Raw genomic sequence first — 22,848 nt, forward strand, 5'->3', positions numbered from 1 at the left:
CCTTCCTGCGTGACTTCCGACAGGAAACATGCGCCCCGGCGCCGGGCTGGGCGCCCCGCTGAAAGCGCCCGACACCGCATGCACCAGTCGCTAAGACAGCCGATCCTCGATCAACGCCGCCAGCGTCCGCGCATTTTCCTTGCGCAGCATGCTCAAGTGGTCGCCCTTGACCCAGGGCGTGTCGAGCCGGTCCTCCGCCACAAAGGCTTTCCAGCCAAGCGTCGGGTCCTGTTCCAGCGTCAGCTTCTGCACCAGATGCAGCGGCCGCGCGCGGAAAAGCGTCACCGGCGCCTTGATCGGCCCGCCTTCATAGCGGCGCGCTGCCGCCATCCAGAGCCGCTCGACCTGCCTTTGTCTATAGAGCGGCAGGTTGAAATGCTTCATCAGTTCCAGCACCGGTCCGCGCTGGAACACATGGCGCGCCTTGGCTGCGACCCGTTTCCAGAAGTAGCCGAGCCCCTCGCCCTGCATCAGCGATATCTCGTTTTCCAGACGCTGCCGCGGGGTCAGCCGCACCAGCGGCGTGAAGTCCTTGGCAAAACCCGGCGCATAAGTATCGAGCACGAAGAGGCGTTCGACGGTGGCGCCCTCCGCCTCCAGTTGTCGCGTCATTTCCAGGGCAGTGTAGGCGCCACCCGAATAGCCGGCAAGAATATAGGGGCCTTTCGGCTGGTGCCTGCGCATGTAGCGGATGTTTTCCGCCGCCATTTCCTCGATGCTGGCGTGCGGCGTATGCCCCTGCACGCCCCGGGTCTGGAAACCGATCGCTGGTCGCTTCCGGCCGAGAAGCGTCCCGAGTTCGAACAGGTTGTTGACGTTGCCGCCGACACCGCCGACGACGAAGAAGGGAGCGCCTCCGCTCTCCGGCCCGGGATCGATGACGGTGCTGGTGTCCCAGGGCGCTTCCGGCCCTTCCAGCGCCACGACATCCCGTTCCAGCAAGGCCGCAAGCTGACGAACGGTCTGGTTGCGGAAGAGCGTCGAAATCGGCAGGTCGTGACCGAACTCCCGGCGAACGCGGTCGAACAGCCGGACGGCCAGCAGCGAATGCCCGCCAAGCGCAAAGAAGTTGGCGCACGCTCCGACCCGCTCCACGCCGAGCACTTCGCACCATATCTGGGCGAGCCGAATTTCCATCTCCCCCTGCGGCTTCTCCGCCGCCGGGTCCGCAACCGCATCCAGCCTTACCGCCGGCAGCCGGCAGCGGTCGACCTTACCGTTGTGATTGAGCGGAATTTCATCAACCGGAACATAGAATGCCGGGCGGGCGAATTCGGGAAGCATCGCCGCGACGTGCTCTGACAATTCCCGTGAAGAGGGCGCCTCACCCTCCGCCAGGAAATAGGCGACGAGAATCTTGTCGGACTGCCCCTCCGGCACCCTGGCGACCGCCACGGCCTGCCGGATGGCCGGATGGCTTTCCAGCGCCCCTTCGATTTCCGTCAGTTCCACGCGGAAGCCCCGCACCTTGACCTGCGTGTCGGCCCGACCGAAGAAGCGGATGATTCCGTCGCCCGGATCCATCGCCAGATCGCCGGATCTGTAGAGGGCGAGTTGCGGATCCCACGGTGCCTTGACGAATCGCTGCGCCGTCAGTTCCGGCCGGTTCCAGTAGCCCAGCGCCAGCCCTCTGCCCGCGATGCACAGCTCGCCGATCATGCCGGTCGGCACCGGCTGCAACGCATCATCGAGAATGTAGATCTGCGTGCCGGGAATGGCCTTGCCGATCGGCAGCGGCAATCCGCGCTCGAGATCGCCTGCGCTCACTGCGTGGGCATTCGTCACGTTGCTTTCCGTCGGCCCGTAACCGTTGATCACGGTCAGCCCGGGGCAGGCGGCCATCACCTGCGCGACATGGACGGGAGAGACCACGTCGCCGCCGACCACGACCTGATCGACCCTGGCAAAAGCACCCGGCCGCATATCCGCCACGGCATGGAACAGACCCGAGGTCAGCCACAGCGTATTGACGCCGTTGCTCTCGATCGCGTCGGAGAGATCGGAGATGGACAGGGTGCCGTCCGGTGGCACCACGATCGTTCCGCCGTGCAGGAGGGCGGCGAACAGGTCGATGATCGATGTATCGAAGGCGAACGCAGACGAATGCAGCGTCACCGTCTCCGGACCGAGCCGTAGCCAGTCCGTATCGCGCAGCAGCCGGATAACCGACCGATGCGGCAATACCACCCCCTTCGGCACGCCGGTGGTGCCCGACGTAAACATCACATAGGCGATCGTTTCGCCGGTCACGCCGGGCTCCGGCGCATCCCGCACTTCGGTCGGAAAGTCCTCCATCCGGATCGTCCGCACGCCGGTCACAGCCACGGCGTCGCAATCGCCGAGCAGAACCTTGATGCCGGTATCGCGCGCCATGAACTGCAGCCGGTCGGGCGGCAGCGTCACGTCGAATGGCACGTAACCGGCCCCTGCTTTCAGCGCCCCCATAACCGCCACGGGCAGGAGCAGCGACCGGCTCGACGATATGCCCACGAGATCACCGTGGCGCACGCCTTCAGAGGCGAGCAGCGCGGCCAGCGCGTCGGTGCGGGCATCGAGCGTGGCATAGTCCATTGCCTGGTCGAGGTAGCGCACCGCGACCTGGTTGGGCGCACGCGCGACGACTGCACGGAAGATTTCCGGAATGGTTTGCGGTCCAGCCGCTGCCGGGTCGATGTGGCTGCCGCTCGCCGGACGGCTGGCATCGCCCCGCAGGAGGGTGGAGACGACAGACTTCAGGCCATCCGGAGCCGAAGCAATCGCATCGAGGAACTGCCGGAAGTTCGTAGCATGGTGGGTGATCGTCTCCTTCTCGAACAGTTCGGTGGCATAGTTCCACGACAGTTCCACGCGGCCCGGCGATTCGAACAGGTTGAAGAACAGTTCGAAATACTCATGCCCGGTCGAATTGACGTCGACGCGTGCCGGGGCATCGCCGAACAGCAGCTCGCCGATATCGGCAAGCCCGTCGATATTGACCACGACAGGCACGAGCGCCAGGCGCGAGGGGTCGCGCGGCATCTGCAGGTCGCGCATCAGCGAACCGTAGGTGTAGTTCTGGTGATCGAGCGCTTCCAGCAGTTCCTGCCGTGTCTGCGACAGCAGTTCGCCGAGCCTGACGTCAGGCTTGATCGTGCCGCGAACAGGCAGCAGGCTGACCGCATGGCCGACCGCCGCTTCGAGGCGATGCGAAAGCTGGCCGGAAGCGGGTAGGCCGATCACCACGTCGCTCGATCGCGTCAGGCGCGACAGATAGTAACGGAACGCCGAGAAGACCAGATTGCGCAGCGACGTCCCGGCTTCCTGCGCCCGCGCCCGCAACGCTGCCTCCAGCCCTGCGTCGATCCTGGTCTCCACCCGATCGGCTTGCGTTCCGCGTGCGACCGGATAGGGCCAGTCGGTCGGAATATCGATCGCAGGCAATGGCCCCGCATATTTCTCAAGCCAGTAGGCCCGGTGACGCGCAGCATCCGCGCTTGATGCCCACTCAGTTTCGGCTGCGACCAGATCAGCGATGCTCGTTGCCGGCGGCAATGCGGCCTGCCGACCGCGCAGCCGCGCGCTGTAGAGTTGCGCGAGATCGGAAAGCAGCACGCCCATCGACCAGCCGTCGCAGGCGATGTGATGCACGAGCAGGATGATTTCGGCCTTCGCCGGCGCTAGCCGCAACAGCAAGGTGCGCAACACCGGCCCGTTCACGAGATCGAACGGTCTGGCGCCAAAATCGGCGTGCAGAGCATTGCGTCGGGCGCGCTGCTCCAGTTCGCACAGGCTGGACATATCCTCCTCTTCGAAGGACACCTCACGGCGCGGGTGGATCGTCAACGTGACATTGTCCACGTCGAAGGAGGCACGCAGGCTGTCGTGGCGCGCCACCAGATCCTCAAGCGCCGTCTGCAGAGCGCCCGCATCGATTGCCGTGTCGAGATGGAGACTGAAGGACAGGTTATAGGAGAGCGATGCGGAAGGATTGATGCTGATCGCGGCTGCGATCTCGCGCTGACCTTCCGTCATTCCAAGCCGGCGTACTTCCGTCGCCGTCGCCTGAGCGGGCGCCAGTGCCTGTGCCGGTGGAACCACAGCCGCCGGTGGCGGCAACATTGCCTCGCCCCCCGGAACCTGCTCGCGCACGAGTGCGGCAAGTCCGCTGAGCGTCGAAGCCTGAAACAGCGACGCCAGCGGAAGCGAGGCCCCGAGATCCTTGCGTACGCGGGCGAACATCCGCACCGCGTTGAGAGAATGTCCACCGAGCGCGAAGAAGTCGTCTTCCGGCCCGACGTCGCTCACCCCCAGGATTTCGCCCCAGATGGCCGAAAGCTGCGCCGTGATGGGGTCGCTTATCCTGCCGCCGCCACCCTGCCGCGCCGGACGCGCACTCGGTGGCGCTGCAACTTCCGCAATGGCAAGGCGAACATGATCGAGCGAAACGGGGGAGACGACCAGCTGCCGGCCGGGATGTGCGAAGACGCGGGGAAAGAGCTCCGGCGCTTCGGCTACACGGATGCCGGTGGCAAGTAGCTGCGTCGTCAGGCTCGGTTTGGCCGCGGCACCGAAACCATCCAGCTCTACCGCCCGCATTGCGAAATTCTCGAGGATGACGACCGGTCGACCGGCATCGTCAAGAACCGCGACGTCGAAGGAACTGAACCGGCCTGCCTCGCCGCCCACCCGGACAGCACGGCCCGTCACCGCAGCGGGCACCGGCCCGAACACGCGCATCCGGCCGATCGACATCGGAACCCACAGCTTGCCGTCCAGTCGATCGACGGTCAGAAGACCGACCGTGGCCGCCATATCCATCAGCGCTGGATGAAGGTTGTGGGCTTCCAGATCACGCACGAAGGCCTCCGAAAGGCGGAATTCGCCCTCGGCAACGCCGTCGCCGGCGCGTAGTGCCTCGATGCAGTTCCACCGCGGTCCGAATGCGATGGTGCCTTGCTGCGGGGCCTTGCCTCCATCGAGCTTCGTCCCTTTCAGCAGGGCGACCCCGAGCGCCCTTGGCAGGCGGTCGTCGACCTGCTGCATCGCCAGCACCTGCAGCCGGACGTGCTCGGTCGGTTCACGTTCCGAACCGACGCTACTCTCGATCGTCATGTCGTAGCCATCGGCGCGCGGCTGAAGCCGGATCGCGACGCGCCGCGGCATGTCTTCAAACGTCATCGGCAGTGCAAAGGAAAGTGCCGCCAGCTCGAAGCTACGCTCTCTCATGACCACCCGTGCCGCTGCCTGGGCGAGCTCCATATAGGCCGTACCGCACAACACCGGCCGTCCGGCGACCACATGTTCGGAGACCCGCCAGTCGGTCTGCGGATCGATGACCGTTTCAAACCGGACGCTGCCGTCCGGCGTATCGATGCGCTGGCCGAGCAGAGCGTCGCCCTCCGCGTGGTCGCCCGCACCATAGGCCCGTGCCGCCATGCCCGTATCACGCCATGCCCCCCAGGCGATCGAGAACCCGTCTGACCGCGCCGCGGCAAGCGATTCAAGCGCCGCATTGGCTGCCGCGTAAGCCGCCTGCCCCGCACCGCCGATCACGACGGAGGAGGAGGAAATCACGGCGAAGAGATCGAGACTGCCCACTGGAAGAAGCCGGCTCAGCACCATTGCGCCCTCCAGCTTGGGCCGCATCACTGCAAGTGCCTCGGCAAGCGGCTGGCTGGCAAGCGGGGCATCGTTCAGGACACCGGCGGCATGGACGACGCCATGCAGCGCGCCGAAGCGCGACCGCGTCGTCTCGATCGTCCGCGCCACGGCCGCCTCGTCGGCGACATCGGCCGCCAGAAACAGGACGGCGCCACCGGCTGCCTCGATCTCCGCCCGAAGTGCCGCATCCTCTGCAGCCGAGCGAGACAGCAAGGCAAGTCGCGCGCCCGCCGTCTTGGCGAGCCACAGCGCGAGCTGGCGTCCGATGCCGCCGGTTCCGCCGGTGATGAGATAAGCGCCGCCCGCACGAAGCCTTTCGGGCAGGCGCGCTGGAGCCGGAGCCCGAACACGCGATCTCGTTTGGACGAAGCGACGTTTTCCCCGAAGCGCCACATGGTCCGCTTCGCCATCGGCGGCGGCCTCGGCAATGAGCGCTGCAACCGTCGCCGGATCGGCGGATGGCGCCAGATCCACCAGAGCCGCTGACATGCCGGGGACTTCGCGCGGGGCGACACGAACGATGCCAAGCAGGGCGCCATCGGTCGGACGCTCCGGCTGTTCGTCGGGAAATGCTACCGTTCCCGCCGCGGCAATCACCAGCCGCGTTCCCGGCTCGGGGTCGGACTGCTGCAGGAAACGGGCCAGCAGGTAGGAGGCTGCAAAGGCCTTGTGTGCCACTGCCGGATCGAGCTCCCAGAGAACGAGGACCTTTGCAGGCACGGACGGCATTGCGACCGCCAGCGCCTCGAAATCCTCTTGTGCATCGGGGCGCAGCACATATCCGCCGGCTGCCGCGGCAAAGGCATCGCCCACGCGAAGCACGCTTACCCGCGCGCCTGCTTCCGACAGCCGAGCCAGCACCGCTTCGGAAACAGCATCGTCGCCAGCAAGCACCAGCCAGTCACCGCCGGGCTGCGTCGCAACGCCGGAGCGCGGCCGTTCCGCCCAACCCAGCACCTCGACCCATTCGGATGGATCGGCGATGCGGGCAAGCACGGGCGCAGGATCCTCGGTTGCCTCTCCTGACTTTCCGCGGCCGGGCGATATCCAGTGGCGTTCCTTCTCGAAGGGATAGGTCGGCAGCGACACACGCCGTCCCTCACGCCCGGGCAACCTGCGGGCATCCAGTTCGAACCCATTCGCCCACAGGCCGCCGAGGGCGGCGACCGCCACGCCCATTTCGTCCTCCGCGTCGCGGGGACGCGGCGCCGAAGGCAGGATGGCGCGCGGCGCATTCCGGGTGGTAGCCGCGGCCACCAGCGGTCCGACAGTCTGCCCGGGACCGACCTCGATCACCACACTGTCGGGCGCTTCCAGCACCGCAGCCACAGCATCGGCAAAGCGCACCGTGTGGCGCAGGTGGCGAACCCAGTAGTCGATGGAAACGAAATCCTGCCCGTCGCCCCAGCTGCCGCGCAGCGATGACACCATCGGCACGGTCGGCTCACGGAACGAAATCCCCTGCAGCCCTTCGCGGAATCGTTCGAGCTGATCGTCCAACTGGCGGGAATGGGCCGCAACGTCGATATGAATGCGACGCGCCTCGTGCTCGCTGCCGGCAAGGCGTGCCTCCAGCGCCTCGATCCCTGCGACAGGACCGGAAACGACGGTCGACTGCGCAGAATTGACGGCGGCGATGTCGAGCCCCTCGCCGATCAGTTCGCGCACCCGCACCTCTCCCAACGGCACAGCCGTCATGGCCCCTGCCGGAGCCTGCTCCATCACCTGGCCGCGCAGGGTGACAATCCGCAATGCGTCGGCCAGCTCCATGACGCCGGCGGCGACCGCCCCGGCATACTCGCCGACACTGTGCGCCACGATCGCATCCGGCCGCACGCCCCAGCTCTCCCAGAGCTTGGAATAGGCGTATTCGAGGATGAACAGCGCCGGAATGGCATAGCTCGAACGGCCGAGCTTGCCTCTCGCCTTGTCGTCGGAGAGCCGCGCGCCGAACATCACCTGCCGTAGATCGGACGGCACCGAATCCGGCAAAAGAGCGAAGCACTGGTCGACGGCAGAGGCGAACACCGGCGAGGCTGCCATCATGCCAGCGCCAGCGCCTGGATATTGCGCCCCGCCGCCAGGAAACAGGAAGATGATCCGCGGCGGCGCGCTGCCCGCCTTGCCATGCCGGCGCAGCGGCGTCGCCTTCGCCGTGAGCGCGCCCTTCAGATCGTCGCCCGAGCGGGCAGCGATCGCGAAGCGTTCCGGAAAGTGCCGGCGTCCCTCGCGCAGGGTGAACGCAACGTCCTCGATTGCCGGCAACTCGCCGCCGGCAAAGGCCTTCCATTGTTCGCGCTGGCGCTCGAGTGCAGCCGTGCTGCGGGCCGAAAAGGGAAAGAGCCGCCATTCGGACCGCGGCGCAGGCTGCTGCCGCTCGGGCGCCTCTTCGACGATGACATGCGCGTTCGTGCCGCCCACGCCGAGCGAGTTGACCGCAGCCCGACGCGGTCCGGAAGAAGTCGCCGCCCATTCGCGTCCCTCGGCCACCACCTGGAAGGGGCTGGCCTTGAAATCGAACCGGCTGTTGGGCTTTCTGAAATGCAGGCTTGCCGGCAGTCGGCGGTGCCGCAGGGCCTCGACCACCTTGATGAGGCTTGCAGCACCCGCTGCGGTGTCGAGATGGCCGATATTGGTTTTGACCGATCCGATCCCGATGCTGCCGGCCGGTGCCGCGCCATAGACCTGCTTCAGCGCCGCAAGCTCGATCGGGTCGCCGATCGGCGTGCCGGTGCCGTGCGTCTCGATATAGGAAAGATCGCGCGCCTCGATACCCGAAAGCGCCAGTGCCTCTGCGGCCGCCTCCGCCTGGCCGTCCACCGAAGGCGCCAGATAGCTCGCCTTGCCGGCACCGTCATTGTTGACCGCGCTTGCCAGGATCACGGCCTTGATGTCGTCACCGTCTGCAACCGCGTCCTCAAAGCGACGCAAGACGACGAGAGCAGCGCCGGATCCGAAGACGGTTCCCTTGCTGTCGTCGTCGAAGGCGCGGCACAGGCCGTCCGGCGACAGGATCTCGCCTTCCGCGTAGCGATAGCCGGTGCGGTGCGGGAGCTCGATCGTCACCCCGCCAGCAATCGCCATGTCGCACTCCATGTTCAGCAGCGAACCGATCGCCGTGTGAACGGCGACGAGCGACGTGGAGCAGGCCGTCTGGACGGCGACCGATGGCCCGGTCAGGTTGAGAAGGTAGGACAGGCGCGTCGGCAGGAAATCCTTGTCGTTGCCGGTGTGGCGCAAGAGGAAGAGACCGATTTCCTCGACGAGATCGGGATTGCTCAAGAGGTTGAAGGGAAGATAGGCCTGCATGCCCGAACCCGCGAAGACCCCGATGCGGCCATCGAACCGCTCGGGTACATAGCCGGCATCCTCCAGCGCCTCCCAGCCACATTCGAGGAAATGGCGGTGCTGGGGATCGAGGATCGACGCTTCGCGCGGCGAAAAACCGAAGAAGCTGGCGTCGAAGCACTCCATGTCCGGCAGCACATGGGCGACCCGCACATACGCAGGATCGGCAAGCCTCTTGCGGCTCACGCCGGCTGCAATCAGGTCCGCCTCGCCGAGGCGCTGTTCGGCCGAACGGCCCTCCGACAGCAGCGTCCAGAAATCGCTGACATTCCGCGCGGAGGGAAAGCGCCCGGCACGGCCGACGATTGCGATGCGATTGTCCGGTTGGTTTTTGTCCATGCTCGGTTCGTTCTCCCTTGCGGACTTTGCCGTTAGCGCCGGCCGAGGCGGGCAAGCCGCGCCGCGGCACGCGCGGCACCGCGATCGACGGCGCTGGCTGTCTCCGGAACACTGCCGGCAAGGTGCAGCGCGATCGCGCGGATCGTCGGGAAGCGGAACAGGTCGGTAATCCCCACCTCCCGGCCGAGCTCTTCCTTCATCCGGCGCTGGACCTGCACGACGAGCAATGAATGACCGCCGAGGTCGAAGAAGTTCTCCGTTACCGAGACATTCTCCAATCCCAGCGCATCACGCCATATGGCCGCGATCCCGGTCTCCATATCGCCCTCTGCCGCGGTGATGACGCCCTGCTCGACGCGCCCGGAAGGCATCGGAAGCGCCTTGCGGTCGATCTTGCCGTTCGGCGTCAGCGGCATCCGCTCCAGGAGCACGATCTGCGAAGGCACCATGAAATCTGGCAGCGTCGCCGCGAGGCCCGCACGCAGCTCGTTCACCGACGGGCGCGCGCCAGCCGGGGTTACGTAGGCGACGAGCCGCACGTCGCCTGGTCCGAATTCCACCGCCTTGACCGCAGCCTGGGCGACGGTGTCGGAAGCGGCAAGCCGCGCCTCGATCTCGCCGAGCTCGATCCTGTGGCCCCGAATCTTGACCTGGCCGTCGATGCGCCCGAGGAATTCCAGGCTGCCGTCCGGATGCCTGCGCACGAGGTCACCCGTGCGGTAGAATCGTCCCTCCGGGGTATCGACGAAACGCTCGACGTTGAGCTCCGGTCGGTTCCAGTACCCGTGGGCAAGCCCCGCGCCGCCGATCCACAGCTCGCCCTCGACCAGTTCCGGCAATGGCCGGCCGGCAAGCGAGCGCACGCTCAGCTCCGTATTGGCGATCGGCTCGCCGAGCGGCACCCGGTCCGAAACGCTGTCGAGCCGCGCGACGGAAGACCAGATCGTCGTCTCCGTCGGCCCGTACATGTTCAGGAGCGTTCCGGGCATCGCTGTGCGCAGGCTGCGCGCCAGATCCGGCGGAAACGCCTCGCCGCCAACCATCATGCAATCGAGCCGCGAAAGCGCCCGTCGCCCGGCCGCATCGCCGGCGAGATAGCTCGCCATCGACGGTGTGCACTGCAGGTGGGTGATTTCCGACCCGAGGATGTCTTCGGCCACAGAGGCCTTGCGCGTCACCCCGCCTTCGGCGAGGAGCCCGTCCATCATCCGGCGAATGTTCGGCAGGTTGGCAAGTGCCGTCTCCGTTTCGACGCCGAAGTCGATCAGACAGGCGATCTCGTCCACTCCGATCGCGGAGACGTTTCGGACCATCTCCCTGGCGGTTTCGGGCGTGCCGAACAGGCCGGCCGTGCGATAGTAGCGCTCGAACGCATGGTCCAGCAGAGCATCGAGTTCGTCGGTCGAAAGCTCTTCCTTCTCGAAGATTTCCTGCGGCGTCCTTCCGGCCTTGCCGGCGCGCTCGACGATGGTGGGGAATGTCCAGGCTGCCCTGCGAACGAGATCGACCGCACTCTTGAGATAGCTTTTCATCGGCTTGCGTGCAGCGGCCAGCACCGTTTCCTCGTCTTCACCGATGAAGGTGTGCAGCATCAGCACCACATGGCCGGGTCCGGCATGCCCGGCCTCCGCACGAGCGATACGGTAGCTGCGGATCTTGTCTTCCACTTCGGAAAGCGTCTGACCGAGCAGATGGGTGAGGACGCCGCATCCCATTCGGCCGGCGGCAATGAAGGTCTCCGGATTTCCGGCCGCGGTCAGCCATAGCGGCATGTCGCGCTGGACCGGCCGTGGGTGGATCTGGATCTCGACGTCCCGGCCGTCATGGCCTGGAAACGTCATCGTCTCGCCGCGCCACAACTTGCGCAGCGTCTCCACCGAGGCGAGCATGATGTCCTTGCGCTCAGTGAAAGCTTCGGGGCGAAGGAGGAAATCGTTCGGCTGCCATCCCGAAGCCAGCGCCAGCCCGGCCCTGCCGTTGGAGAGATTGTCGACCAGCGCCCAGTCTTCGGCCGCGCGCACGGGATGGTGCAGCGGAAGTACCGTCGAACCGGCCCTGAGCTTGACGTTCTTCGTCAGTCCGGCAAGGGCTGCGGAACTGATTGCCGGGTTGGGATAAAGCCCGCCGAACGCGTGGAAATGCCGCTCCGGCGTCCAGACCGCCTCGAAGCCGTTTTCATCGGCAAAGCGGGCTCCCTCCAGGAGCAGCCGGTAGGCCTGATGACCGCTGCCCGCGGCTTCCGAGGCAAAGTAGAACAGCGAGAACGCCGGCAGCGCCGCCTCGCCGGCGCCGTCCGTCTGCAGCACGACCGTCGCCCCGCGACTGAGCGTCCAGAGAAGTTCGAGCACGGAAATGTCGAAGGAGACGGAGGTGACGGCGAGGAGCCGCGCACTCGGCGACAGCGGCACCGCCGCATCCATGCCGGCGAAGAAGTTCGCCACGCTCTGATGCGCGATCATCACGCCCTTGGGACGCCCGGTCGAGCCCGAGGTATAGATGAGGTAGGCGAGGTCGTCGGCACCGCCGCGCAAATCGTCGACGGCCGTGCCTGCAGCATCGGGATGAATCACCCGCCCGGGATCGAGCGCAAGCCGGCTTGCCGCGCTGCGGCTCGCCACGACCAGGGTCGAAGCGGAATCCTGGAGCATGAAGCCGATCCGCTCCGGCGGATAGGCCGGGTCGAGCGGCAGATAGGCCGCCCCTGTTTTCAGGATTGCCAGCATGGAAACGACGAGGTCCGCCGAGCGCTCGAGGCAGAGACCGACGACCGTGCCGGGCGCAGCCCCGCGCTCGACAAGCGCACCGGCAAGCCGCGCTGCCCGCGCATCGAGCTCGGCATAGGTCAGCCGAACCGTACCCGCCTCCAGAGCGATCGCTTCCGGCGTCTGGCGGCAGGCTGCGGCAAACTGCTCGTGGATGGTGCGGGTTTCGACAACCGCCTGATCGTTGCGCAGCGAAGCGGTCCGCACGCCAAGCGGCAAGGTCGCAAGCGGCGCTCCCGCCTTCATATGGAAGGCCGCAAGGAATGTGTCGAAATCGGCGGCAAGAGCCGCAAGAACGGAGGGGGCATAGAGCCCGTTGCCGACAGCAATCGCCGAAGGATGCAGACAAAGCGCGAGGCTGCCGTCGGTCGGACTATCCTCCGGCTTGTCGACGACGACGATCCGCAGCGCCTGGAGGGCTGCTCGCCTCGTCTCGGGGTCAACCAGCCGCATCGGCAGGTCCGCCGCCATCGGCGCCCGCGCAAGGATCTCTTCCCGCGCGGCGCGCACAGCCGTCGTCGCTTCGGTTGGCGTGGCGCAGCAGGAGAGATCGAGCGTCATGGGGCGGCGGCTCGAGAGCCAGACGGCAACCGGCTTCGGATCGATCAGCGTAACCGTCGCCAGCGGCTGCCCGCTCAAGCCGCAGACCCAGGCGAGCCAGGCCGCGATCAGCGTGTCGGTCTCGACGCCGTCGGCTTTCAGCGGCGCAGACCCGCCTTCCGCGGTATGCGACTGCGGATAAGGAGGCACTGCCGGAGCCGCGTGCCGCAATACGGCCTCCCATGCCGGTTCAGCCTTTCCGATGTCCGCAAGGGCCGGCGCGACGGGATCAACCGACAGCGATTGCAGGGGCAACATGACGCCAGGCACCAGCCCCGCGGCAACCGGATCGACCGGCCGCCCGTCGAGATGGGCAAGCTCGCTGAGGCGGACGGCCTTGTCGGCGGCCATCACGGTGAGCGAACCGGCATCGCTCGCAAGGATTTCACCTGCAGGCGCAGCAAGGCCCGGGACGATCTCAAGCCGGCCGACTGTCACGAGATGCCGCCCTGACCAGATTTTTGCGAGCGCGAGCGGGTTCGCGTAGCCGCCGAAATTCAGGCCACGTACGACGCGGCAGAGTTCCTGTGCCGGCTTGTGGAAATCGAGCGTTCCGTGCAATTCCGGCCGCTTCGCTTTCGCATACCATTTGCGCGCACCGACAGGCTCGACGGGCATGCAGCGACTGTCGGCCAGTTCGGAGACCAACTCGGTGAAACTTTCGAATCCGGCTTCATAGCAGCGTGCGTTCAGGCTGAATGCCGTGTCAGTCCCATGGATCGCGAACCGCCGCTGCTTGAGGATGCGCCCCGCATCGACGCATCCGGTCATTTCATGCCAGGTCACGGCGTGCTCGTCCGCCCCCTCGATGATCGACCAGGCCGGCACGTTCGATCCCGCACGCGCGGGCAGCGGTCCGTCGTGGAAGTTCACGGCCATGTGCCGGGCACGCACGAGCGTGGACGCCGGAAGCACTGTCAGGTTCGCGACGCTGAAGAGATAGTCGGCATCGGTTCCGCCCTGCGCCGCCTCCTCGTAGCCTTCGCAACGAACGGCTTCGGCTGCGGCCCATGCGGCGATCTGCGGATCGGAAGTGACAACAGCCTCGATCGCGCCGCCTGCCTTGCGAAAGGCATCCGCGCAACGAAGCAACAGCGTTCCGTCACCACAGAAAATGGCGCTCAGATTCATGTTCGTCCAACCGTTTCAAGCCAAAAAATGCCCCTCGGACCATGCGGCCCTGGCTCGAAGTATCAGTCCGTGATCTGGCGGAATCCAGCGGAATTGGCGGTCAAACGATGATGACATTGGCTGCCTTCACCGTCGTAAGTGTATGTCGAGGTCAATGTCTCGTCCTGATAAGCGTAAACTCTCAGGACAGGTGGCGGAATAACGCGACCTATCAACATGACCGATACCTACCCCATTGGCTGATGATATCGATTAAGCGATGTACGCTACCAGTTGTAGGCTGTTACCCCTGCGAAAATGGAGCGCACGGAATACACGAAATAAAACTTCGGCATATGGCGGCAAAATACAATAAAATTCTCGGAACCTGAAAACTTCAATCAAATTGGATTTGCACAGTGTTAAGGACAAAATTGCATAAAACATGAAGGAATTCTGGAGATAAATTTATATATTTGAATATTATCAACCTACTTCATGCCGGCCTATAAATCTACAAGTCTAACAGATAGTAGAAATTAGAAATCATAACCAACACGAGACATCATTACACACGTGAACTTTACGGTGAGAAGTGCGAGCGCTGCAGGTAGCGATCACCCTATCACCCAGACCTTACGCGCCCTGTGCAGCCTTGATATTTTCCATCCCTCCGACGACGTCTGCAAAGTCGCGCCAGACGGTCTGGGCTCCCTCCAGCCATGTTTCCGGCAGTTCCGGCACAAGCACGGTCCCGCCGCTTGCCTCCACCTGCTGCATCGACGCCGCCTCGTCATCGACGATCAGCCGGTTGAAATATTCGGCCCCTTCCGAAGCTGCGGCCCCCAGCACGCTTTTCTCCTCTTCCGAGAGGCCGCTCCAGAAGCCGCCGCCGAAGTAGACCACGCCGGAAGCGCGGATGTGTCCGGTCTCGGTCAGGAAGGGAACGACTTCGTACAGCTTGAAACCGGCATAGGCGGATTTCGTCAGGTCCATCGCATCGGCGACGCCGGTCGAAAGCGCATTGTAGGTCTCCGTGATCGGGATGCCGACCGGGACGGCATCGAAGGCGCTCCAGAGCTTCTGGTGCAGGGGGCCCTGGATCACCCGGATCTTGACGCCGCGCATCTGCAGGGGCCTCGTCACCGGCTGCTTGGTCAGAAGATGCCGCGCGCCGTAGTCGATGAAGCCGCCGACGATGAACCCCTGTTCCGCCAGCTTTTGCTTCAGATCCATGCCGATCCCGCCTGCCACGACGCGCCGAACATGGGCGGCGTCGCGATAGAGAAAGGGAAGATCGAGGATCTGCGCCTGCGGCACCCAGCCCGACAGCGAGGACATCGTGGAGAGGCTCGCCTGCACGGCACCGAGCCGTACACTCTCCGCCACCTCCTTCTCCCCGCCGAGCGCACCGTTGGCGACGATATTGAAGCGGAAACGGCCGGGAAGCCGGGCCTCCACCGTATCCGCGATCCGTCGCCAGATCTTCGTCTCCGGCTTGTCCTCGCCCAGAAGCGAGGCGATTGTGACCATCGTCGCGCGAGCGTGTGCCGGACGAACGAGGGCGGGTGCGGCAAGTCCGGAGACCAGAGCGGCGGCGGACGTAAGGAAGCAGCGGCGGTCGAGGCAGGCCATGAAAACTCCGATCAGGACAGAAGCGCAAAGGCGCAGAGGACGAAGAGGGCGAAAAGCAGCGCAGCAAGATAGGGAAGGACGGCACCGAACAACGCGGTCGGCGAAACGCGGGTGATGCCGCTGACGACGTAAACGAGAATGCCGATCGGCGGCGTCAGGCCGTGGATCATCAGGTTCACCACCACGATCACGCCGAACTGGACCGGATCGATGCCCGCGGCGACGGCGGCTGGCAGCAGGATCGGCCCGAGCAACAGGATTGCCGCGCCGATGTCGAGCACGAGGCCGGCGGCGAGCAGAACGAGGTTCGACAGCAGCAGGACTGCAAATGCGCCGCCGCCCAGCATGCTGACGCAGCGCGACACGAGGCCCGCAATGTCGTCCAGTGCCAGCAGGAAGGCGAAGGGGGCAGCGGTGCCGATCAGGAGGCCGATCGCCGCCGCCTCAACTGCGGCCTGCCGGAAGGTAGCGAACACGGAGACGGGCCGACCGGATGCCGCAAGGCTCAGCAGCAGGGTATAGGTAGCAGCCACGGCCGCCGCCTCGGTGGTGGTGACAATACCGAAGCGGATGCCCGCCACCACGATGATGCCGAGGCCAAGTGCCGGCAGCGCTGCCGCCAGCGCCTGACGGCGCTCCGCTGCGGATGCCCGCGGTCCGCCATCCGGCTTTCCAGCCGAGAAGTGGATCGCAAAGGCGAGGCAGAGCGCCATCAGCCCGCCGGCGAAGAAACCGCCGACAAGCAGCGAGCCGACCGAAAGATGGGTGGCTGCGGCCAGCAGCAAAAAGGCGATCGACGGCGGAATGACGTTGTCCAGAACCGAGGTGGCGGCGACGATCGCACCGGCTCGTTGCGGGGCATAGCCCTTGCGCACCAGCTCCGGAAAGAAGGTCGAAGCGCCGAAGGCGGCATTGGCCACCGAGGAGCCCGAGGCCCCGGAAAAGAACACGCTCGTCAAAAGAGTCGTCTGCGCCAGCCCGGCCCGCCTATGGCCGACAAGCGTCTCGGCGAAACGGACGAGGCGCCCGGCGGCACCCGATGCGGTCAGGAGCCCGCCGGCCAGCAGGAAGAACGGGATGGCGAGCAGCAGGAATTTCGACATGCCTGCGACCGTGGTGGAAACGATCGCCGGCTCCGGCAAGCCGCCGCCGAAGGCGATCGCCACATAGGCGGCTGCGAGAAAGGCATGCGGCAAGGGCGCTGCCGACAGAAGCCCAAGGCCCGCGACGACGACGAGGAACAGGCTCGCCGGCAGACCGGTATCGACCGACAGCAGCGGAACGGCCAGATAGATCGCAGTCCCAGCCATGAACGAAGCGGTCAGGCAAAGCCCTCGCCCCTGCGACAGCCTTTGCAGCGCCAGCAGAACGATAACCATCAGGCCGCTGGCGCCGAGAAAGCCGAACCGGATCCATTCCGGCAGGCCGAGCGCGGGGGAGATGCCGCCGAGGAGAGCCACGATCTCGCGCCCGCCGAAGAGAAAGACGAGGCCGGCGACGATACTGAAAGTATCCGCGGCCGCAAATCGCCACCGCTCGGGCAGTCGCCGTGACAACAGGTCCATGCGCATGGCGAGAGGTCCGTCGAGGCCCAACGGCGCGGCGGCGGCAATCAGCGCGACATGCAGCCAGATGCACAGTTCCTCAACACCGATGAATCCGGTGTGGAAGGCGTAGCGCAGCACCACCGAGACGAGCACCATCGCCAGCAGCGCCGACAGCAGCAGCCCGGCGATCGTACCGAGCGCTGCCTCGACGACCTTCGCCATTCGCCCGATCAAGCCGGCCACCAGCGGTGGAAGTGATGCACCGGCCCCCGCCCCTGCCCGATCGCCAGCAACCGGCCGGCGACGAGCGCGTCGTGCAGATACGCCTTGGCGAGGCGGACAGCTTCGACAAGCTCGTGTCCCTTGGCAAGGTTTGCGGTGATCGCCGCCGCCAGCGTGCAGCCGGTGCCGTGATCGTGTCGTGTCTCGACGCGTGGCGCGGAAAGTTCCACTACCTGCGTGCCGTCGAAGAACAGGTCCGTGCTGTCGGCTCCGGCCCCATGCCCCCCCTTTACGAGCACCGCGCCGGCGCCGGCCTCCATGATCGCCTCGGCCTGGCGGAGCATCGCCGTCTTGCCGGCCGCAATCGGCATCCCGGTCAGCAGCGCCGCCTCGGGCAGGTTCGGCGTGACGATCAGGGAAAGCGGCACGAGCTCAGTCTTCAGCGTCTCGACCGCATCCGCCTGCAAAAGTCTGTCGCCGGAGGTGGCGACCATGACCGGGTCCAGCACGGGTCGAAGCCCGAACCGCCGCACCCCCTCGGCGATCACAGCGATCGTTTCGCTGCGCGACACCATGCCGATCTTGACCGCGCCGACGGAAAGGTCCGTCAGGACCGCGTCCATCTGCGCGGCGACCAGCGGCGGCGAGATGTCTTCGACCGCCGTGACACCCTTGGTATTCTGCGCCGTAACGGCCGTCAGCACGCTTGTTGCATAGACGCCGAGCGCGGAGAATGTCTTGATGTCCGCCTGAATGCCCGCGCCACCACCGCTGTCGGATCCGGCTATGGTGAGTGCGATTGCCGTCATGCCTTCCTCCTTGCCAGTGCATCATCCACCGCCGCACGAAGCGACCGCGCAGCCTCCGCGACATCGGGTTTTCGGAAGATGGCGGAGATCGATGCCACCCCGTCCGCCCCGGCGGCAATGACGCCCGGAACCTGGTCGAGATCGATCCCGGCGATCGCGCCGACCGGCAGCATCGGATTGAGGGTCCGGATGCGTTGGCGCAGTCGCTTCAACCCCTCGATCCCCACCGGCGGATCGGGATTGATCTTCGACAGCGTCTGGAACACGCCACCGATGCACGCATAATCGACCGGCGCCCGGCCGGCCCGATCCGCATCCGCCTCGTTCTTCACCGTCAGGCCGATTATCGCTTTCGGTCCGAGCAGCAGCCGGGCGGTCTCTGCGTCCATGTCTTCGGCGCCGAGATGGACACCGGCAGCGCCCGCCGCGAGCGCGACGTCGACGCGGTCGTTTATGACAAGAGGCACGCCGGTGCCCTCCAGAGCCGCACCGATCGCGCGCGCCTGCTCGATCATGATCCGCGTCGATGCGGTCTTGTCCCGGTACTGGACGAGCGTGGTGCCGTTGCGGGCCGCGAGCGCCGCCAGTTCCGGCAGCGAGCCGATTACGGACAGTCCGGCATCCACCAGCGCGTTCAGGCGATAGTCAATTCTGGTCATCTTCGATCCTCGCATGCTGCAGGAGGTCGCCTGCACCGACTTCGGAAAGCGCATCGAGGAAGGCAACGCCGAAGCTGCCTGGCCCTTTTGCCTCCCGGGCGGCGAGCTCCGCGGACACGCCGGTGACGACGAGCGCACTTGCCGCGGCAACGAGCGTGTCCGGCTCGACAGCCATGAAGGCGGCGATCACGCCGCCCGTAAGGCAACCGGTTCCCGTAACCGCCGCCATCCAGCGATGGCCGTTTGCGATCCGCACGCTTCTGCCGTCATCGGCCAGGCGATCGACCGGCCCCGTGCATATGCGCACAGGCGATCCGGTTTCCTCGAAAAGAGACATCTCCGCCGTATTGCCGCGGACGATCGCCGGCCCGAGCGCGACCAGTTCGTTTGCAAATGCGAGACGCGACGGAGAGTAGTCGCAATGCACCGGATCGAGGACCCATGGCTTGCCGGCGGCGTTGGCGACGTCCACGGCAAGTCGGATCACCTCGCGGCGCGCGCGGTCGAGCGTACCGAGATTGACCACCAGCGCATCCGCCTTCGCAACGAAACTCTCGATCTCCTCGATCGACGAGGTCATCGACGGTATGCCGCCGACCACGGTGATGCCATCGGCGGTGAACTTCTGCACCACGGTGTTCATCAGGCAATGGACCCGCGGGCGTCGTTCGCGCACCTGCGCCAGAAGCGTCGCGGCACGCGAGGATGAAGGAAGCTCCAACATGACGCTCACCGGATCTCGACGGCGATGTCGTCGACGGCGGGTGCTGTCTCGATCAACCCACCCTCCTTCAGGAACGCGGCGAAGCGTTCGTAGCGCCCGCGGTCCAGGGCGGCGGGACGCTTGGCGAAGCGGGGCAGTGTGTCGATGAAGGCCTGCCGGTTCAACGCGTCATCGAGATCGGGGTAGGCGTTGATGAAGAGCTGCCAGGCTTCCTGCGGGTGATTGGTGAGGAAGACCGAGGCCTCTTCCACAGCCTCCAGGAAGCGCGGCAGCCGGTCGTCGGCGACCAGATCCTTCCGGGTCACGAAAACCAGTTCGTCGTAGATCGGCACGCCATGTTCCTCGGGGAAGAACGAGCGACCCTCATGGCCCTCCAGCCGCATCTGCGTCAGCTCGAAATTGCGAAAGCCACCGATGGTCGCATCCACCTTGCCACCGATCAGCGAGGGCGACAGCGAGAAATTGACATTGATCAGCTCGACATCCTTGTCGCTCAGTCCCGCGGAGGCGAGCATGCGCCTGAGCATGACGTCCTCGAAACCCGAGACGGAAAAGCCCACTTTCTTGCCCTTCAGGTCCTTCAGGCTCCTGATCGGCCCGTCGGCAAGAACTGTGACGGTGTTGAGTGGCGTTTCCACCAGCGTGCCGAAGCGTACCAGCGGCAAGCCTTCCGCATGGTCGAGATAGAGGCTCGGCTGGTAGTGCACGCCGACATCGGCCTGTCCGGCCGAGACCAGCCGCGGCACGGACGACGGATCGGCCGGCGGCACGAGTTCCACATCGAGACCGACATCGGCAAAGAAGCCCTTCTCCCGGGCGATCACCATCGTCGCGTGATCCGGATTGACGAACCATTCGAGCAGGACGGTGAGCTTGTCGGAGGCAAGCGAAGGCCCTGCGGCAAGCAGTCCCGACGCAAGCAGGAAGGCAAAGGAAAGAGAGCGGATCATGATTTTTGGGATCTCCTGCGGAAAGGATTGAGAGAGGCGGAAGACGATTCAGGCGCCCAGGGCGCGAGCCCGGCCGTGAGCCGATCGACGCCGAGCCGGAGTGCAACGGTCAGCGCGGCCAGCACGGCCATGGCAGCGAAGACAGTCGGCGTCTGCATGCGCGCGTTTGCCTGCACCATCACGAAGCCGAGGCCGGCGGACGCGCCCACCCATTCGCCGACGACGGCACCCAGCGGCGCAAGTGGTGCGGCGACGCGCAGGCCGGACACGAGCGACGGCAGCGCCAGCGGCATGCGGATGCGGACGAGCGTCTGCCAGTGCGTCGCCTCAGTCAGCGATGCGGCGTCCAGAATGGCGCGGTCGGTTCTGCGCAGGCCGTCGGCAAAGGCGGATGCGACCGGAAAGAAGATGATGATGGTCGCCATCGCCACCTTGGAGGCCATGCCGAAGCCCAGCCACAGCACGAGGATGGGCGCGAGCACGAACACCGGCAGCGCCTGCAGGATCAGGATCGCGGGCCAGACGAACTGCCCGAAGCGCGGAAGCGCAGCAACGCCGAAAGCGACGGCGGCACCGAAGATGGAGCCGGCCAGCAGGCCCGCAAGGACTTCCGTCAGCGTCACGAGGCCATGCTCGACGAAAAAGCCGGGACGTGCCGCGAGGGCCGAAGCCACGGCCGCTGGCGACGGGACCAGATAGGGAGGGGGAGCGAAGACGACCGTCCCGGCCTGCCAGAGGGCGACAAGCGACACAAGGGACAGCCCCGCGTGGAGGGCACGCATGGCTCTCAGACGGCGCGGTCTGGTAGGCGAACCGCCAGGGGCCCGTGTCCGTTCAGGTGAGGATTTGCAAGCGGCATCGATCGATCTCCCGACAACAATCATGGAGATCCAGGTGAAGCGGAGAATAGAAAGAGGCGCCTTGGCTGGCGTTTTCCGTTCCTACGCCGGTATGACCCGGATCAGGTTCAAGGGTCCGGCTCACCGCCATCTCAGCACCGTTCGGTGCTCCCCTCGGAATAGGTGGGAAACTGACCAAGTCTCGTGCGAATGTCAACGCCCGAAGCGCGATCGCGACGGAGTTTTCGCAACGGCGCCCGCCGCATCGGCCGGATAGGGCACGGGCAGCAGCAGCAACAGCCCGACGATGAGGAAGACGACCAGCGCCCCCATGCCGAGCGCCGCCGAGCCGGTGGCGCTGGTGACCAGGCCGACGGAAAGCGGCGCGGCAAAGGAGGTTGCCCTGCCTGTCAGCGCGTACAGGCCGAAATAACGTCCCGCCTCATCCGGTGCGACGCTGCGCGAGAGATAGGAACGGGCCGAGGCCTGCACCGGCCCGAAGGCGATCCCCACCAGTAGGCCGTAGACGATGTAGGCCTTCTCGGCCGCAGTGCCGAACAGCCCGCCGGAATCGTCCGTCGAAAGCGGCAGCAGCCCGAACAACGTATGGCCGGGCGCGGTGGAGACGATGCCGAGGGTGGCGACGGTGAGGCAGGCAAGACTTGCGACGACCACCCTTTTCGAGCCGAGGCGCGTGTCGAGACGGCTTGCCCAGAAGCACCCGCCGATCGCGACCACGTTGAGGATGATGCCGTAGATGCCGAGTTCCATGGTCTGCCAGGCGAACATGCCGGCCGCAAATGTGCCGCCCAGCGCCAAAAGCCCGTTGACCCCGTCCTGGTAGATCATTCGCGCCACCAGGAAACGCAGGATGCCGCGTCGCCCCTTCAGTTCGGCGATCGTGTCGCCGATGGAGGCGAGGCCGGAACGAACCGCCTTGCGGATGGGCAGACCGCGCCCGAGGTCCGGCGTGAACAGGAACATCGGCAGGATGAAGACGAGATACCAGACGGCGGAAATCGGACCGGTGATCCGCGCATCTTCGCCGGCTGCGGCATCGAGGCCGAACAGCGGCGCAATGCCGAGTGCAGTCAGCCCGGTTGCGGGGTCTGCCGCAAGGAACAGCACGACCGCGATCAGCACCACCATGCCGCCGAGATAACCGAGCCCCCAGGCGAGGTTGGAGACACGCCCCGCGTCCTGCGGTGAAACGAGGCTCGGCATCATCGAATCGTTGAAGACGATGGAAAACTCGGCGGCGACCGTTGCAAGAACCACCATCGTCAGCGGCACGAGCAGGCTTGTGCCCGGCGCGGCATACCAAAGCATCCACAAGGCTGCGATCTGGATCACGGCGAAGAAGCCGATCCACGGCTTGCGACGCCCGGAAGCGTCGGCAATCGAGCCCAGCACCGGTGACATCAGTGCGATCACGATGCCCGAGATCGTCAGCGTGTAGCTCCACGCAGCCTGCCCGGCGACGGGATCCGCCGCCATCCGCGAGACGAGATAGGGGCCGAAGATGAATGTGGTGATGACCGTGAAGAACGGCTGGGCCGCCCAGTCGAACAGCATCCAGCCCCAGATGCCGAGCCGCCCCGCGCGCCCGGCTTCACCATGCTGTTCCGTCATCCGTCCTCCGGCGCGCCTCTAGGCGCCATCAC

Annotated in this window: 10 protein-coding genes and 1 riboswitch; all 10 genes read right to left on the reverse strand. The window is 65.7% G+C overall.

The features are described 5' to 3' along the window. Nucleotides 1–90: 90 nt before the first annotated feature. The 10 genes from HV823_RS01740 to HV823_RS01785 all read right to left on the reverse strand — a co-directional run bounded on the left by HV823_RS01740 (nucleotide 91) and on the right by HV823_RS01785 (nucleotide 22,816). The gene (locus HV823_RS01740) at nucleotides 91–9,327 is read right to left on the reverse strand and encodes a non-ribosomal peptide synthetase/type I polyketide synthase (protein WP_176948019.1); all 9,237 of its coding nucleotides are present in this window, start codon (nucleotides 9,325–9,327) and stop codon (nucleotides 91–93) included. 32 nt (nucleotides 9,328–9,359) lie between these two features. Beyond that, nucleotides 9,360–13,820, reverse strand: a complete 4,461-nt coding sequence (locus HV823_RS01745; protein ID WP_176948020.1) for a MupA/Atu3671 family FMN-dependent luciferase-like monooxygenase — start codon at nucleotides 13,818–13,820, stop codon at nucleotides 9,360–9,362. A gap of 615 nt (nucleotides 13,821–14,435) precedes the next feature. Continuing rightward, nucleotides 14,436–15,434, reverse strand: coding sequence for a TRAP transporter substrate-binding protein (locus tag HV823_RS01750; RefSeq protein WP_176948021.1), 999 nt, complete (start codon nucleotides 15,432–15,434; stop codon nucleotides 14,436–14,438). An 11-nt stretch (nucleotides 15,435–15,445) separates the two neighbouring features. Beyond that, nucleotides 15,446–17,203 (reverse strand): TRAP transporter large permease subunit, encoded by a 1,758-nt coding sequence (locus tag HV823_RS01755; protein ID WP_176948022.1) that lies wholly within the window; start codon nucleotides 17,201–17,203, stop codon nucleotides 15,446–15,448. 8 nt (nucleotides 17,204–17,211) lie between these two features. After that, nucleotides 17,212–18,012 (reverse strand): bifunctional hydroxymethylpyrimidine kinase/phosphomethylpyrimidine kinase, encoded by an 801-nt coding sequence (gene thiD / locus HV823_RS01760; RefSeq protein ID WP_176948023.1) that lies wholly within the window; start codon nucleotides 18,010–18,012, stop codon nucleotides 17,212–17,214. Next, nucleotides 18,009–18,671 carry a thiamine phosphate synthase gene (gene thiE / locus HV823_RS01765; RefSeq protein ID WP_176948024.1) on the reverse strand — a complete coding sequence of 221 codons (663 nt, stop codon included), beginning with the start codon at nucleotides 18,669–18,671 and terminating at the stop codon, nucleotides 18,009–18,011. Before thiE ends, thiD begins: the two co-directional genes overlap by 4 nt. Continuing rightward, nucleotides 18,658–19,395, reverse strand: a complete 738-nt coding sequence (locus HV823_RS01770) for a hydroxyethylthiazole kinase (protein WP_176948025.1) — start codon at nucleotides 19,393–19,395, stop codon at nucleotides 18,658–18,660. Before HV823_RS01770 ends, thiE begins: the two co-directional genes overlap by 14 nt. Before the next feature lie 5 nt (nucleotides 19,396–19,400). Beyond that, nucleotides 19,401–20,345: an ABC transporter substrate-binding protein gene (locus tag HV823_RS01775; protein ID WP_176948026.1), complete on the reverse strand. Its 945-nt coding sequence runs from the start codon at nucleotides 20,343–20,345 to the stop codon at nucleotides 19,401–19,403. Continuing rightward, on the reverse strand, nucleotides 20,342–21,127 hold the full coding sequence (locus HV823_RS01780) for an ABC transporter permease (protein WP_176948027.1): 786 nt from the start codon (nucleotides 21,125–21,127) through the stop codon (nucleotides 20,342–20,344). Before HV823_RS01780 ends, HV823_RS01775 begins: the two co-directional genes overlap by 4 nt. 139 nt (nucleotides 21,128–21,266) lie before the next feature. Then, a riboswitch (TPP riboswitch) is annotated at nucleotides 21,267–21,369 on the reverse strand. Nucleotides 21,370–21,397: 28 nt separating this feature from the next. Beyond that, complete coding sequence (locus HV823_RS01785; protein ID WP_176948028.1) at nucleotides 21,398–22,816, reverse strand: MFS transporter; 1,419 nt, start codon at nucleotides 22,814–22,816, stop codon at nucleotides 21,398–21,400. Between the last annotated feature and the right edge of the window lie 32 nt (nucleotides 22,817–22,848).

The sequence above is a fragment of the Mycoplana rhizolycopersici genome, from assembly GCF_013378445.1.
Classification (GTDB): domain Bacteria; phylum Pseudomonadota; class Alphaproteobacteria; order Rhizobiales; family Rhizobiaceae; genus Mycoplana; species Mycoplana rhizolycopersici.